This window comes from Aerococcus sanguinicola, from assembly GCF_001543145.1.
Taxonomy (GTDB): domain Bacteria; phylum Bacillota; class Bacilli; order Lactobacillales; family Aerococcaceae; genus Aerococcus; species Aerococcus sanguinicola.
The window spans coordinates 586,150-600,605 of sequence record NZ_CP014160.1; the positions used below are offsets into that span (position 1 = coordinate 586,150).

Genomic DNA, 14,456 nt, shown 5'->3' on the forward strand with positions numbered 1-14,456 from the left:
GAAGCTAGACTTTTATTTCAAAACGCCATTTGATAAGAATCAAGCGCATCTTGACTGAACTAGTCAGCAGATGCGCTCTATTCATGCCTTTATTTGAGTAAGCAAGGGCTAGCCAGCCGGTCAAGCTGCCCTTCCCCCAATTCATGTTATAATGAGGACAAGTACACATGATGGAGGGATTCTATTGTCAGCTATTATACCCATGCTCATCTTACTGGCCACCCTTTTTCTAGGCTATTGGGGCCAGAAAGTCAAACTCTTTACCAAATCTGCCCAGTATGATTTTTCAACCATGATTACCTATATCTCCTCGCCTGCCCTGATCCTATCCACTATCAATAGTGCGGGAGAATTGGGGACCAAGGACGAGGCCCTGACTTTTTTGGCCATCGCTTTCATTATTTATTTCTTTTACATGGCCTTTTCTTTTATTGTCCCTAAATTCATCCCTGTTGCCAAGGAATCTGAAGGCACCCTACAATTCTTGATGACCTTCCAGAACAATGGCTTTATGGGCATCCCGGTGATTCAAGCCCTCTACGGGGCCGGGGCCATGTTCTATGCCTCGCTGATGAATGTGCCCTCCAATATCCTGGTCTATTCCTTCGGGGTCTGGGTCATGAGTCGCTACAGCCAGAAGGAAGAGGGGCAGTTGAGCTTGCGCAAGATCTTCTTGTCTCCCGGCTTTCTGGCTTCGCTCATCGCCCTCGCCTTCTTTATTCTTGATTGGAAGATCCCCCAAGCCGCGGAAACTTTTCTCAGTTTAGTAGGGAATATGACCACTCCCTTGGCCATGATCGTGATCGGCATGTCCATGACAGAGATTAAGTTCAGAGACTGCTTCAACGATTGGCGGATCTATCTCTTAATGCTGATTAAGATGGTCCTCTTGCCCATCATCATTTATTATTTATTTGGCTCTTTCCTCAGCCATCCGATTATCATCAGCGTCCTGGTGGTCACAGCAGCTATGCCTGGTCCCTCCTCAGCGACGGCTTATGCCACAATCTTTGACGGGGATGTTACCTTGGCCACTCGCTATGTCTTTGTTTCCACACTCTTTTCCGTATTGATTATCCCACTGATTATTTCCCTACTTAATTTAGCCGGTTAACCCAGTGATTAAAAGGAGGCATTAGATGTCAATGACCGAAGAAGAACAAAATCACCTTTTACTGTCAACCTGTCTTTTGGCCGGGCGGATCATGATGGAATCAGGGTCCGAGTCTTACCGGGTTGAGGACACCATGCAGCGGATTGCCCAAAATACTCATCGCTTCGACACCGAAGCCTATGTCACCAACACTGCTATCTTTATGAGCCTGAACCAACGATCCAAAACCCAAATGACCCAGGTCCGCAAACTGTCCACTAATTTAGCCAAGATCGATGAAACCAATGAACTCTCCCGGGCCTATGAAGCTGGGAAGTTAGACCTGGCCGGACTCAAAAGCGAACTCCAGCGGGTCGACAAGGAACCCAAGAACTTTAGCTTCCCCATCCAGGTCATAGCAGCTGGCTTTGCGAGTGCCGCCTTCATGTTGCTTCTAGACAATAATAATTACCGGGATATCCTGCTTGCTTTCATCATTGCGACCATCGGCTTCTCCGTCTCCGAATTATGCAAGGAAAAGTTTGAGGTAATCTTCCTCAGTGATTTCTTTGCTTCAACTGTTATCGGTGTTCTCGCCCTCTCCTTCAATCGCTTGGGCTGGGTCAGCCACCTGGACTCCATGATCACGGGCTGTATCATGCCCCTCCTCCCCGGCCTAGCCATCACAGGTGCCCTCCGCGACCTCTTCGCCCGGCAATTAGTCTCGGGCATGGTGGAGGCTGTGAATGCCATTCTGATTGCCATTGTCCTCGGTATCGGGATTGCCCTTACCCTGCAGTGGTTGGGCTAGGAAGGAGGAAGTATGTTGCTTAGTATCCTTGAACAAGCTTGCTTAAGTTTCTTCGGAACCGTGGCCTTCTCAACCATCCTAAACGTTCCCAAGCGCGCCTTAATCTATTGTGGTTTGACAGGTACCAGTGGTTGGATGACCTATAAATTCTTCATGTACCTCTTCAACGAAATAATTGTGGCTAACTTCATGGCTGCCATTGTGATCGGGATCCTCTACATGCAGCTCTCTCGCCGTCTGAGGATTCCGGTCATTATCTTAAACACCCCAGCTATCCTGCCCCTAGTACCAGGAAATGCGGCCTATCTCTTCGTCCGCTATGCCGTTGAAGGTGACTATGTAGCTAGCGTCCAGCACCTCATGACCGTCTTCAAAGTGTCGGGGGCCATCGTCTTTGGCTTCATGTTCATCAGCTTGGCCGAGCAACAGATCCGCCGCCAGCGCCAAGAACGTGCCCGCCGCCAGCTCAAGAAAAAAGCCGCCAAAGCTGCCCAACATGAACAAAGCAAGAAACGCCTGCCCCTTCCCAAGACACCCAAATTCAAAATCAAGAACAGGACTTCCAAAGATTAAAAAATACGCTCGTTTCGGCCAAGTTAAGCCGAATCGAGCGTATTTTTTTGATGGACAGTTAAGGCTCTAGAGAGGGAGAGCCTTCCCCCGCTTCCCAGTTGAGGGCTAGGGGAAACGAGGAAGCCGCCCTGTCCTTATTCCTTAACCCGTAACAGGTGGGGAGCAGCCCGGCAGATCAGGGCAACAATAAGCCCATCAACAATAAGTGTCGCCAAAGCGCTCGAGCCATTGACCAGGAAGGAATACCAATAAATATTCATCCCATCTGGCGCATAGCTCGACCAATATACCACCCCTGCAATGAAGTGGATAAAGTACTTAACAAAGACCGCTAGAGCAACACTCCAGGCGATGGTCCCATAAAGGCTCTCCTTTTGGGCAAGCTTCTGTTGGATGGTTCGGGCGCCGAAGCCAGCCAGGCCTGTCACCGCAAAGGCAAAAACATATTCCACAAAAACTTGGAGGAAGGAAAGCACCACAATATCCCCTGAAACGAGCTTGAGAATCCCCCAGAGGAAACCCGCTAGAATCCCTAGCTTAGGCCCCCTACGGAAAGAAAAGATCATAATAGGAATCATCCCGAGCTCAATCTCAAAGATATTCCCGACATCTAAAGGGATCAGGGCAAAAACAAAAGCCAAGACAGCCATTAAAGCAGCCTCGATCATCCCTAATAATTGCTGACGTTGTGCCATTTAACATTTTCCTTTCTTTACTAAGAAAGAAACAAAACCCGTTTGCATCACACAAACGGGCTTAAAACTTGTATTCGGTAAGATAAACAGCTGGCAATCTAAAAAGCTGCCTTGCTTATACACTTCCTTACGCTAGTCTTAACTAGATCAAGTTTTAAGGGTCTACTGACGTATCTCAACCTTTTGGTTCCCCTAGTGTTCTAGGCGTTCATCTTAACGTTTTTTTATCAAAAATGCAAGTCTAGTACTCCATTACGGTTACATCACTGACTTCAAGCTCTAAATCATTCAAAGTATAAGATGGCTTGGTTGCCATGCCTTCCATAGGGACTTCATCGACAATCATAATGGCAATATCATTCGCCCAATTGCCTAAAAAATCGCTGTCGACTTCCCATTCAATCGGCTCAAAGTTCACATTGAAGTCAGAAACCTTAAGTTGCAATTTGGCCTTGAGCTCGGTAATGGTCTTGCCTGTCATATTGACCAGGGCGAAAGCCGTTTGGGCCGTCTTGGTCCGCCGATTAGGATAAGCCTCCAAAGCAAAAATATTCAAAGAACCTTCTTCAAAATAAGCTTCATACTGGTCAACAAAATTTTGCAGGGTCGTCATCACTTCATTCACATCATTCTTAGCGAACGGCACATCTAACTCTTGGAGTTGGGTATTTTGAGCATGGGTCAAAGCTGCACGTACTTTTCCGGCCATAATATCATCCTTCACTTACTTATTTTAATCTTATTGTATCAAAAGTTTGGACGCTTTAAAATAAAAGCTCTTCGCTTCTGATTAGAAAAGCTGATTTAATTGCTGGTATAATCATCGAGATCGACTAAAACCATAGAAATAAAGGATTGGTTGCGCTCAAAATGGAAATCATCATCATCTGGAAGGAAATCATCTAAAGACAAGGAAGACATCGAACTTGGCTCAGGCAAAGCTTGCCCACGCTCTAAAGCATCTGCCAAATGGATCCCCAGACAATCACTGGCCATATAAAGCGCGTCGACTATATCCTTCCCCTGAGTGATAGCCCTCGGGATATCGGGAAATATTATCAAAAAAGGAATATTGCTTTCATCTGGGCTGAAGTAAAAGTATCCGTCTAGGCGGAAAAGAGTTAGTAATAATTATGTCCTTGATTTTCTAACTGAGTAAAGGAACCTCTGCGTGTGCGGGAAGAAGAAATAAAATAAGGCTGGGTAGGCGGCTAGCATAGGATCACCCCCGCGTGTGCGGGAAGAAGGTAGTATCCTTCTTTGTATACCGCGCATAACAGGGATCACCCCCGCGTGTGCGGGAAGAAGTTCTGTTCAGATTACCTTTAACTATCTACTCAGCAAGATCACCCCCGCGTGTGCGGGAAGAAGTAGATGTGGTAGAACGTTCAAAAAATAAGTTGGGGATCACCCCCGCGTGTGCGGGAAGAAGAGGATTTAGAACCAAATAAGGTTCAAGGGTATGGGATCACCCCCGCGTGTGCGGGAAGAAGCTCCTTAACTCCTTCGTTCATTTTCGTAATCGGGGATCACCCCCGCGTGTGCGGGAAGAAGGATTAAATGGGTGACCGAAGATGATACAAACAGGGATCACCCCCGCGTGTGCGGGAAGAAGGCGAACATCATGTCGACCAGTGGGGCCAAACGGGGATCACCCCCGCGTGTGCGGGAAGAAGAGAGTCTATTCCAAAGATGGATTATCTCCTACAGGATCACCCCCGCGTGTGCGGGAAGAAGAATCAGAAATCTTTGACGATAGCGAAGACATCAGGATCACCCCCGCGTGTGCGGGAAGAAGTAGCAAGGTTTTCCTTTCCGCTTACAACATTTAGGATCACCCCCGCGTGTGCGGGAAGAAGCTGCGTCCAGTGCTTCGGCTAACTTTTTGAGCGGGATCACCCCCGCGTGTGCGGGAAGAAGTTCTTTAACTTTCTATATACATTATAACGTGTGGGATCACCCCCGCGTGTGCGGGAAGAAGCAAAGAGACCGGAAAGAAAGAAAAATACCAGTAGGATCACCCCCGCGTGTGCGGGAAGAAGCTTTCGAAGTTTTAGGACAAGTGGAAGATGAGGGGATCACCCCCGCGTGTGCGGGAAGAAGTGGATTTGAAATCCATAAAACAAAAAAAAGCCAGGATCACCCCCGCGTGTGCGGGAAGAAGTCTTTTAATTGTTGCGTGGTCTCGTCTAGCTGAGGATCACCCCCGCGTGTGCGGGAAGAAGCGTTACGGGCCATCTTTGAAATTGCCGTAGCCAGGATCACCCCCGCGTGTGCGGGAAGAAGCCTTTGTCACCCCTGTAATATCCACTTGCCACAGGATCACCCCCGCGTGTGCGGGAAGAAGTTGTCTACGGGTTCGATGTCCTTGATGACCGGAGGATCACCCCCGCGTGTGCGGGAAGAAGCTGTGGCGTTCCTTACACGGCATTCCACTGTGAGGATCACCCCCGCGTGTGCGGGAAGAAGATAAGCCCCTCTTTATTTGACGTTCTCCGTGCGGGATCACCCCCGCGTGTGCGGGAAGAAGACTAAAGAAATCCCATCAAATCAGGCTTCTTTTTTGATCCCTCGGCCATTTTCATTCACTTTAAAAAAATCCCCTATAGCTACTATAAGCCATCTCGGTCACTTTAACCAGTGATAACCTCATGCCTTATTCAATCCATAATTTTCTTGAGATAAAGTTCCACGCCATCACAAGGAAGGTAGCTAGGACTTTGGCTAGGAGATAATAGATGCCAAGTTTCTCGACGAAGGCCCACATAAAGAACTGGTTGAGAATCAAACCTACCACTGACAGGCTAACAAACAGGAGTAATTCCTGAAGCCGCTCTTCTTTAGAGAAACGACTCACGAAAACATAGCGCATGCTAGCAAGATAATTAAAAATCGTAGCGACAACAAAAGCAATTCCCGCTGATAATAGGTAGTGAACATAGCCCCATTCGGTGAGGGCCGTTAATAGAGCGAAGTCAATCACTGTGGCAAGGACTCCGATCAAGCCAAAGCGAATGATTTGTTGGATAATTTTTTGCACGTTAGCTCCTCTTTTCTCAAACTTTTACAATAGAATTATTTTAGCATATCGTTTCTGATTTCTTATGACATTTACCAAAGTCTTAAGGGAAATTTTGTTATACTTAAACTTATAGATTAAGTTGGAGGCAGGATTTTTATGATACTTTCCTTTTTCAAAAAGCATAGAGCTCTCATCCTAAGTTTTACTTTGGCTTTGCTGGTTCAACTTGCGATTTACTACCGTCTAGGTATCACGCCTTTTGGTGATAAATCACTCTTGGTGACGGATATGAATGGCCAGTATATTGCTTATTTTGCCTATCTGAAGAATGCTTTACTAGGCCAGGATAGCCTCCTCTATTCTTTCTCTAAGACCATGTCCGGCAATATGATTGGTCTGACTAATTACTATCTGCTCAGTCCGTTCAACCTCCTCTTCCTCCTCTTTCCGCTCAAGAGCTTTCCCCTGGCAATCACTCTTATTACGAGCTTAAAAATGGCGACAGCTAGCGCCTCGATGACTTGGCTGATGGCAAAGCGCAAGCTCCAAACCTGGGCTGCTATTGCTTTAGGGTTAGCTTACAGTCTATCGGGCTACCTCATTGTCTACCAACAAAATATTATGTGGCTTGAGGCTTGCATCCTTTTCCCTCTATTAATTGATGGTCTAGACCGTTTGTTCAGGCAAGGCAAGTGGCACTTTTATGCTCTGATTTTAGCCCTGGCCATCCTAAACAACTATTATATGGGGGCCATGCTCTGCCTTTTTTCTCTCCTATATTTTATTTGTCGCGTTTTGAGCGACCTTGCTTTCTTCGGAAGCTGGCAGGAAGTCAAGGTCCGTTTTAAAGCTTTCTTATCAGCCTCTCTCCTAGCTGGCGGCTTATCCTGTCTAACACTTATTCCGAGTTTTTTCTCCCTCCAAGGAGGTAAGGCAGGACTAGACCCTAGTCAACTGCTCGATTTTCATAGTCAGTTTTCTTTTTTAGACTTTGCTAGCAAGTTCTTTATCGGGGCTTTCCAAGCTGGCGATACTAAGACTGGCTTGGCCAATGTTTTCCTAGCTAGCCTCATTCTCTTAGTCGGTTTAGCTGGACTATTTAATCCGGCCATTGCCCGCTCTAAAAAAGCCAGAGGAAGTCTCCTGCTCGTCATCCTCTACCTATCCATGAAATATTTCAATCTAAACTTAATCTGGCACGGCTTCAATGAGCCGACTTGGTTTCCCTTCCGCTACAGCTTCCTCTTCACTGGCCTCCTGATCTTAATGGCAGCTGAAGAAATTAAAGCCAGCAACTTTTCTTGGCGACGCTATGGCGCTAGCTCAACCATCCTTCTTGGACTTGGGCTTCTTATTAGCCGCCAGGGCTACGCTTATCTAGAGCCGAGCGATATCTTAACAAGCTTAACCTGCCTAGGAATAGGACTAGTCCTTCTCTCAGGTCAAGCTTGGCTGCGCTACCAACCAGGTCAGTTATTCTTCAGTTTTGGGCTGGTCCTGCTCGTTGCTTATGAGTCTTTCAGTAATGGTTATTACACACTCAATAAGATGGCCTACCAAGATGTCCAGGGTTTTAGTCGTTTTGTTTCTCGCTATCAAGAGCCCATTCAATACATTCAGTCCCAGGACACCGGCCTTTACCGCCTAGAAAAGAACCAACACTATGCTAACAATGATCCCCTCCTGCTCAATTATCCTGGCCTTTCCCACTATAGTTCCAATGAAACAGCTGAGGTTATCGAGCTCATGGGTAAGCTTGGCTTCCACGATAACGGCAACTGGGCTCGTTTTGCTTACGGTTCAACTTTGGCGGCTAACCAGTGGATAGGCTTGCGCTATTTACTGAGCGACTACCCCTTGCCCAGTCTAGGCCAGGGAAAAGAGTTAGACCAGATTCTTATCTATAAAAATCCTCAGGCCTTCCCTCTCGCTTACGAAATCGATCAGCAAAGAACTTTCCATAATCAGAGCCAACCCTTCGCCTTTCAGAATGAGCTTTTTTCCTATACCACTGGAATTAAGGACTACTATCAACCCTTAGCAGGCAGCCAATTGACTGTGCGTTTGGAGAATGCACACGCTGTTGAAGCAAACGGCCAAGTCAGCTACTCCCGGATTAATTCTCATAAACCCGGCAAGATCCACTACCAAATCACCAAGACCCCTGATCAAATGGTGAACTACAAATTCAAGGGTAAATCTGGCCAAGGCCTTGAAGTCTACCATGACCGAAGCTTTAGCCACATCAACCTAGATAAGAAAAATCATACGCTCCACACTTATGACCAGGAAACAACCAACGTGGTCATCACAGTCAGCTTCAACGATGATCAAATTACAGATCCTAAACCTGACTTTTATCTTTCTAGCCGGCAAAACACAGCAGCCATGGCCCAACTTGCCCAAGGTCGAGCACTAGAAATTGAATCCTTTTCGCCCACTGCCATCCGAGGTCGAAGGAAAAACTCAGACGAAGGCTCCCGCCTCTTCCTCAGTATTCCCTTTGATAAAGGTTGGCATGCCTTTGTCGACGGCCGCTATACACCAGTCCACCAGGAAGCCCATTACTTCTTAGGTGTCGACCTGCCGGCAGGCTCCAAGGACGTGCAGCTGATTTTTATCCCGAGAGGCCTTATTTTAGGTGCCACCAGCAGCTTGGTCAGCTTCCTGATCTTCTTGAAAACCCTGCATGGGAAAAATAAAAATTAAAAACATCAAATGACTAACTCATCCTAGTCATTCATTGTATAATAGAATAAGCTTAATGTATTTATGGAAGGAGATTTATTCATGGTAAATGCTCACGAGCAAGCCATTATCATTCCCTCACTTGATCCGGACCAACGTTTATTAGACTTGGTCACAAATATTCGCCAAGGCCACGATAGCCAGCTCTTTATTGTCATTGTCAATGATGGAAGCGATGCCACCTATGACATCTACTTTGACCAGCTCAAGGACTATCCCCGCCTTAAAGTTTTAAAGCATGAGCAAAATTACGGAAAAGGTCGGGCCCTTAAGACAGCCTTTCGTTACTTGTTGGATGAGCAGAGTCAAATCTCTTCCGCAGTGACGATTGATTCAGACGGTCAACACACCTTTGAGGATATGATGGCTTGCCTAGAAGAGGCCCAAAAGCACCCGGAAGCCTTTATTTTTGGTGCCCGTCACTTTGGTGAAGATGTGCCCTTAAGAAGCAAATTTGGTAATATTATGACCCGTAAACTGCTCCGCTTTTTAACAGGGATGAATCTAGAGGATACCCAAACTGGCCTTCGGGTCATCCCTAGCCAGTATTTTGAGCCGCTGCTCGATGTGGAGGGCGACCGCTTCGAATATGAAATGAATATGATTCTCTTCGCCAAGAAACACCAAATTACTATTATCGAGGTGGGCATTTCAACCATTTATTTAGATGACAATGCTTCCTCCCACTTCAAGGTGCTCAGGGATTCCTTTGCCATCTATTCTGTTTTCTTGAAGTATATTGCGGCTTCCCTGGTCTCCTTTGTGATTGACCTGGCTTGCTTCGCGCTCTGTTTGACTGTCATCGGACACCAGGATTTCACCGCTATTACAACAGCGACCGTTATTGCCCGGTGCATCTCCGCTCTAGCTAATTATTTGATGAACCGGTTAGTAGTTTTTCGAGCCAATTCAAGGCAGAGTCTGCTTAAGTACGGCCTCCTCGTCATCGTCCAAATGCTGTCGTCTAGTCTACTAGTAACAACCTTTAATGACTGGCTCCCCGCCCTACCAGCAACGTTAATTAAGGTCTTTGTGGACTCTTTCCTCTTTATCCTTAATTACCACATCCAAAAGCACTTTATTTTCCCTGCAAAGGAGGACGTGAATGGTCTTTAGTTTCTTTATCCTAGCGACTGTGGGGATCTGCCTCAGTTTAAAACGCTGGGCAGGCTTCGCCCTTGAAAGCACGCTGATTTTAACCGTTAGTTTGGAGACCTGCCTGTTCTTCCTCTTTGCTCTCTGCCAGGCGCTCAGTCTCGGCTTCTACCTGGTCAGCATCCTCGGCTGCCTCGCTTTACTGGTTCACCTGATCCAGTATCTCCGCCAACCAACCATCACTTGGCCGAGGCTCCGGGCCCCACAGCTTATCTTTTGGGGGCTTTTTCTTATTTATAGCCTTGCCCTAGTCGGAACGCATTTTACCCATTATGATAATTTCTCTCACTGGGCACGGATCGTTAAATTTATTACTTTAGAGGGGCGCCTAGTTCAAGATGGGGACCAGTTCATCAGCTTCACCTCCTATCCGCCTGGCAGCGCCCTCTACCTGGGCTATTGGATGCAAGGTCTCCCGCTCCGTGACGACCTCATGCTCATCGGCCAAAACCTGATCAATTTTGCCTGCGTTTGGCCCCTGGTCGGCCTGGCAAGTGGTTTTCAGAAAAAACAGGGACTTGCGAGCGGTATAGCTCTAGTTTTTATTGCCCTTTTGAATATCTTAGACCGAGGCGCTGGCCATATCCTATATACCTCCCTCTTGGTGGACTTCCTCCTTCCCCTAGTGGCCTTGGCTGCTGTGACCAGTCTTTACCGCCACCGCCAACATTTTGGCCAATTGAGCCTGATTACGGCTGCGATGACCAGTTTTCTTATCCTGATTAAAAACAGCGGCATCTTCTTTGTGATTCTCATTATCCTCTACTATGCTTACCTCGTTTGGACAAGGCACCGGGCCCGCTTTAAACTTGGACTCCTTGCCTGCCTCTGCCCCTTCCTCCATCTCGGCTTATGGAACCATTATGTGGGCCAGACCTTCAGCCAAGTCAGTAAGCACAGCGTCAATTTAGCCGCCTATGAAGAGATTCTTGGAGAGAAGAGCTTAACTGATATCCAAGCCATTACAAACCGCTTCCTCCGTTTCTTCTTAAAGAGTGAAGTCGCCAGCAACCAAGCCCTCTATCTCTTCCTGGCCCTCTGCGCCCTGGGGATCTTGCTCGGCTGGTTGAAGCGGACGCCTAGGCAACGGACAGTAGGGATTATGCTGGCAATCCTTATCTTTTATATCATCAGCCTCTATGCCATGTACCTCTTCTCTATGCCCCTAGCCGAAGCCATACGCCTGGCCAGTATCCACCGCTATATGGGGACCATCCTATGCTTCCTCTATGGCCTCCTCTGCTTCAGCGTCCTAACGACATGGGACCAAGACCCCCAGCTTTTAGCCAAGCCTGTCACAAAAAGCCTGGGTTTAATCCTAGTCCTCCTAGCCCTCCTAAGTCATGGCCACAAACTCAAAGAAATCTATGACTTTGACGACCAGCTTGTATCGGATACGGTTGCTGTAGTCGGCCAAGGAAGCCACTACCACGAGGGCGACTACCTCCTAGTTGATGACCGGCAGGACACCACCTACTTACAATTGATGACCTCTTACTATCTCTACTGCAATCAAACTGGAATTAGCCGGCCCTATGACTATCCCGACCACGAAGCCAGCTTTATCCAAATGGTTGAAGAGCCAGAAGCTGTCATCTATCTCACGGACCCCGATCATTTTGGCGAAAAATTCACCAAGGTCTACGGTTTCCAACCCAAAGCTCAGATCTACAACCGTCAAGAACTTATCCAAGCCCGCCAAAATACCTAAAAGAAAAGCATCTGCCATTTCTACAGAAAAAGGCAGATGCTTTTTTGATTGTCTGTGCCTTCGCTAACGACAAGCGCGAATGCTGTCCTTGAACCAAGCTTTGAAGCGGTCGCGGTCAATCCAGGTAGGGACCGTGCAGTTCACGGGGCGGTCCGTCTTATGGTCCAAGTCCACCACAGTCTGTCCGTAGGTTAGCGAACTTCCTAGTTCCACTTCCACATTACAGTCTACGGTCTTAAACATATCCGGTTGGAGTAGGTAAGCCACTGCGGTTGGGTCGTACATGGCCAACTCGCCATCCCGTTCCTGCGACCGGTAGGCTTTTAGCATGCCATAGACCATCCGACCGGTTTCATTGACCTGGGCTAATTCTTCGGCTTCTGCCACCCCAATAGTTGCGATATAGCCAATGTCTAAACCAACCATAGTCTTTTTGATCGGCGCATTGAAGACAATCTGAGCCGCCTCAGGGTCGGTCCCAATATTGAATTCATCCATAACATGCTTGTTCCCTCGGGTGAAAGACCCGCCCATGATAATCAATTCGGCAATCTTTTCACGGACTTCAGGGAACATCGTCAAAAGCAGGGCCATATTGGTCTGGGGACCCACTGCCACAATGGTCATAGGTTCTTCAGCTGCCAATAAGCAGTCGCGCATGGCCAGGACCGCATGCCCCTCTACTAGCTCATCCAAGCTTACCTCAGGGAAATCGTAACCGTCCATCCCCGATTCCCCGTGGACTTCAGAAGCATCACTAAAGGCCGTCAACAAAGGCCCCTTATTACCAGCTGCAACGGGAATCTGCCGGTCAAAGAAATGAAGCAATTTCAGGGCATTGCGAGCTGTCTTCTCCCAAGCAACATTACCACCCACCGTTGTGATCAGGTCCACCTCGACCTCCTCAGCATTGAGTAAAATAGACAAGGCAATGGCATCATCAATGCCCGGATCTGTATCAAAAATCACATGTTTCACCATGATAAACCTCCTCTAACTTATTTCAGTCCCATTATAACCCAAAATAGAAGCGCTTTCACCCTTAGCCTATAAAAAGCAGCCAAACTCCAAATAAAGTTTAGCTGCTTTTTGCTTTATTCGTTTTGAATTAATTTCTAGAACATGCCAGTCCGTCCTTGACCCAGGTTAACATAGATATTCTTAGCTTGGGTATAGGCATTGAGGATCATCTTATGGGTTTCACGGCCAATACCGGAATCCTTGTAGCCACCAAATGGCGCCCCTGCTTCAAAGGAGTTGTAGGTGTTAATCCAAACCCGACCGGTCCGGACACCGCGAGCTACCTTAAAGGCCGTATTCAAATTAGTGGTGAAAACGCCGCCCCCTAAGCCATAGTCTGATTCGTTAGCAATTTGGATGGCTTCGTCCACATCCTTAAATTTAATCACTGTGGCAACTGGCCCGAAGATTTCTTCTTGAGCAACCCGCATGTCATTCTTGGCCAATAAGAGGGTTGGCTCGTAGTAGTAACCCTTGTCTAAGTCACCAGAAGTCACAGCCTGGCCACCGGTTAAGAGTTCTGCCCCTTCATCTAGACCGATTTGAACACACTCATCGACTTTCTTGTGTTGGGAAGGATTAGCTTGGGCGCCGAGTTGAGTTTCCTTGTCCCATGGCAGACCAATCTTAACTTGTTTGAACTCTTCAATCAAGCGTTCAATAAATTCGTCGTAAATGCTTTCTTGGACAAGGATCCGTGACCCTGCTGAGCAAACTTCACCCTGGTTGAAGAGAATACCCAATTGAGCCCCTTCCAAGGCTTGTTCCATATCCATGTCCTCAAAGAAGATATTCGCAGACTTCCCGCCGAGTTCAAGGGTAGCTGGGATAAGATTTTCCGCGGCTGCAATCCCAATATCACGACCAACAGCGGTTGACCCTGTGAAGGCTAATTTATCCAAGCCCTTGTGGTGTTTGAGATAGTCGCCAGCCTTAGAGCCGCGCCCAGTAATAACATTTAAGACACCCTTAGGCAAGATCGGGTTAATTAACTTGGCCAATTCTAGTAAGCTAAGCGAGGTATCAGAAGCCGGTTTGATGACAACCACACAACCTGCGGCTAAGGCAGGGGCTAGTTTCCAAGCAGCCATCAAGAAGGGGAAGTTCCAAGGAATAATTTGACCAACAACCCCAATTGGTTCGCGGATAATCATTGACATGGTGTCATGGGTCAGGAATTTCACTTGGTCTTCTTCGCTCCGGATAACTGAAGCAAAGTAACGGAAGTGGTCAGCTGCGAGCGGGATATCAGCGCCAGAGGTTTCACGGATTGGTTTCCCATTATCCAGGGTTTCAATCAGGGCTAAACGCTCAGCATTTTCATCAATTAAATCCGCAATTTGATTCAAGATAGATGCCCGTTCTTTAACATCTGTTTGCCCCCAAGTCTTAAAGGCTTCTTGGGCAGCCTCTACAGCACGGTCAACGTCTTCATTGACTGCATCCGTGATGGTCGCAAGATGTTCCCCGTTAGCAGGGCTAATCACATCGATCCGATCCGAGCCTGCCCCCTTCGTCCATTCGCCATTAATGAGTAAACTGTAATCTTTTTCTAAGTTTAAATCTTTAATTTCCATTGGCTACCTCCATCTTCAAATTTAAGTAACAAGCTAAATTTAGTATAAAAT

The 14,456-nt window shown here is 47.3% G+C and carries 12 protein-coding genes, 1 CRISPR repeat array and 1 riboswitch; of the genes, 6 read left to right on the forward strand and 6 right to left on the reverse strand.

Annotated elements, in window-relative coordinates; translation table 11 throughout:
• Nucleotides 1-184: 184 nt before the first annotated feature.
• From AWM72_RS02635 to AWM72_RS02645, 3 genes are read left to right on the forward strand one after another with little or no spacing between them, the layout of a single operon-like run.
• On the forward strand, nucleotides 185-1,114 hold the full coding sequence (locus AWM72_RS02635; RefSeq protein ID WP_158444728.1) for an AEC family transporter: 930 nt from the start codon (nucleotides 185-187) through the stop codon (nucleotides 1,112-1,114).
• 25 nt (nucleotides 1,115-1,139) lie between these two features.
• A complete protein-coding gene (locus tag AWM72_RS02640) occupies nucleotides 1,140-1,904 on the forward strand; it encodes a threonine/serine exporter family protein (protein ID WP_067972734.1) in 765 nt (254 codons plus the stop codon).
• Between the two features lie 12 nt (nucleotides 1,905-1,916).
• Nucleotides 1,917-2,477, forward strand: a complete 561-nt coding sequence (locus tag AWM72_RS02645; protein ID WP_067972737.1) for a threonine/serine exporter family protein — start codon at nucleotides 1,917-1,919, stop codon at nucleotides 2,475-2,477.
• A gap of 134 nt (nucleotides 2,478-2,611) precedes the next feature.
• Here the strand turns inward: AWM72_RS02645 and thiT are convergent, their stop codons facing one another.
• The 4 genes from thiT to AWM72_RS02665 all read right to left on the reverse strand — a co-directional run bounded on the left by thiT (nucleotide 2,612) and on the right by AWM72_RS02665 (nucleotide 6,212).
• Nucleotides 2,612-3,172: an energy-coupled thiamine transporter ThiT gene (thiT, locus tag AWM72_RS02650; protein ID WP_067972740.1), complete on the reverse strand. Its 561-nt coding sequence runs from the start codon at nucleotides 3,170-3,172 to the stop codon at nucleotides 2,612-2,614.
• A gap of 107 nt (nucleotides 3,173-3,279) precedes the next feature.
• Nucleotides 3,280-3,376: riboswitch (TPP riboswitch) on the reverse strand.
• A 37-nt stretch (nucleotides 3,377-3,413) separates the two neighbouring features.
• Nucleotides 3,414-3,881 (reverse strand): hypothetical protein, encoded by a 468-nt coding sequence (locus AWM72_RS02655; protein ID WP_067972743.1) that lies wholly within the window; start codon nucleotides 3,879-3,881, stop codon nucleotides 3,414-3,416.
• 95 nt (nucleotides 3,882-3,976) lie between these two features.
• Entirely contained in the window at nucleotides 3,977-4,141 is a 165-nt protein-coding gene (locus AWM72_RS09725; protein WP_476726639.1) for a hypothetical protein, read from the reverse strand.
• A 249-nt stretch (nucleotides 4,142-4,390) separates the two neighbouring features.
• Nucleotides 4,391-5,702: a CRISPR direct-repeat array (repeat unit 29 nt; unit sequence GGGATCACCCCCGCGTGTGCGGGAAGAAG).
• Between the two features lie 126 nt (nucleotides 5,703-5,828).
• Nucleotides 5,829-6,212 (reverse strand): GtrA family protein, encoded by a 384-nt coding sequence (locus AWM72_RS02665; RefSeq protein ID WP_067972750.1) that lies wholly within the window; start codon nucleotides 6,210-6,212, stop codon nucleotides 5,829-5,831.
• 138 nt (nucleotides 6,213-6,350) lie between these two features.
• Between AWM72_RS02665 and AWM72_RS02670 the strand changes: the two genes are divergently transcribed.
• The 3 genes from AWM72_RS02670 to AWM72_RS02680 all read left to right on the forward strand — a co-directional run bounded on the left by AWM72_RS02670 (nucleotide 6,351) and on the right by AWM72_RS02680 (nucleotide 11,808).
• Nucleotides 6,351-8,903, forward strand: coding sequence for a YfhO family protein (locus AWM72_RS02670; RefSeq protein WP_067972753.1), 2,553 nt, complete (start codon nucleotides 6,351-6,353; stop codon nucleotides 8,901-8,903).
• 81 nt (nucleotides 8,904-8,984) lie between these two features.
• Nucleotides 8,985-10,058: a bifunctional glycosyltransferase family 2/GtrA family protein gene (locus AWM72_RS02675; protein ID WP_070486103.1), complete on the forward strand. Its 1,074-nt coding sequence runs from the start codon at nucleotides 8,985-8,987 to the stop codon at nucleotides 10,056-10,058.
• A complete protein-coding gene (locus AWM72_RS02680) occupies nucleotides 10,048-11,808 on the forward strand; it encodes a hypothetical protein (RefSeq protein WP_067972756.1) in 1,761 nt (586 codons plus the stop codon). The genes AWM72_RS02675 and AWM72_RS02680 overlap by 11 nt, the downstream gene beginning before the upstream one ends.
• Nucleotides 11,809-11,871: 63 nt before the next feature.
• Here AWM72_RS02680 and rihC read toward each other — a convergent pair whose 3' ends face one another.
• Together rihC and AWM72_RS02690 are read right to left on the reverse strand one after the other, a co-directional pair.
• A complete protein-coding gene (rihC, locus tag AWM72_RS02685) occupies nucleotides 11,872-12,789 on the reverse strand; it encodes a ribonucleoside hydrolase RihC (RefSeq protein ID WP_067972760.1) in 918 nt (305 codons plus the stop codon).
• 134 nt (nucleotides 12,790-12,923) lie between these two features.
• A complete protein-coding gene (locus tag AWM72_RS02690; RefSeq protein ID WP_067972763.1) occupies nucleotides 12,924-14,405 on the reverse strand; it encodes an aldehyde dehydrogenase family protein in 1,482 nt (493 codons plus the stop codon).
• Nucleotides 14,406-14,456 lie beyond the last annotated feature (51 nt).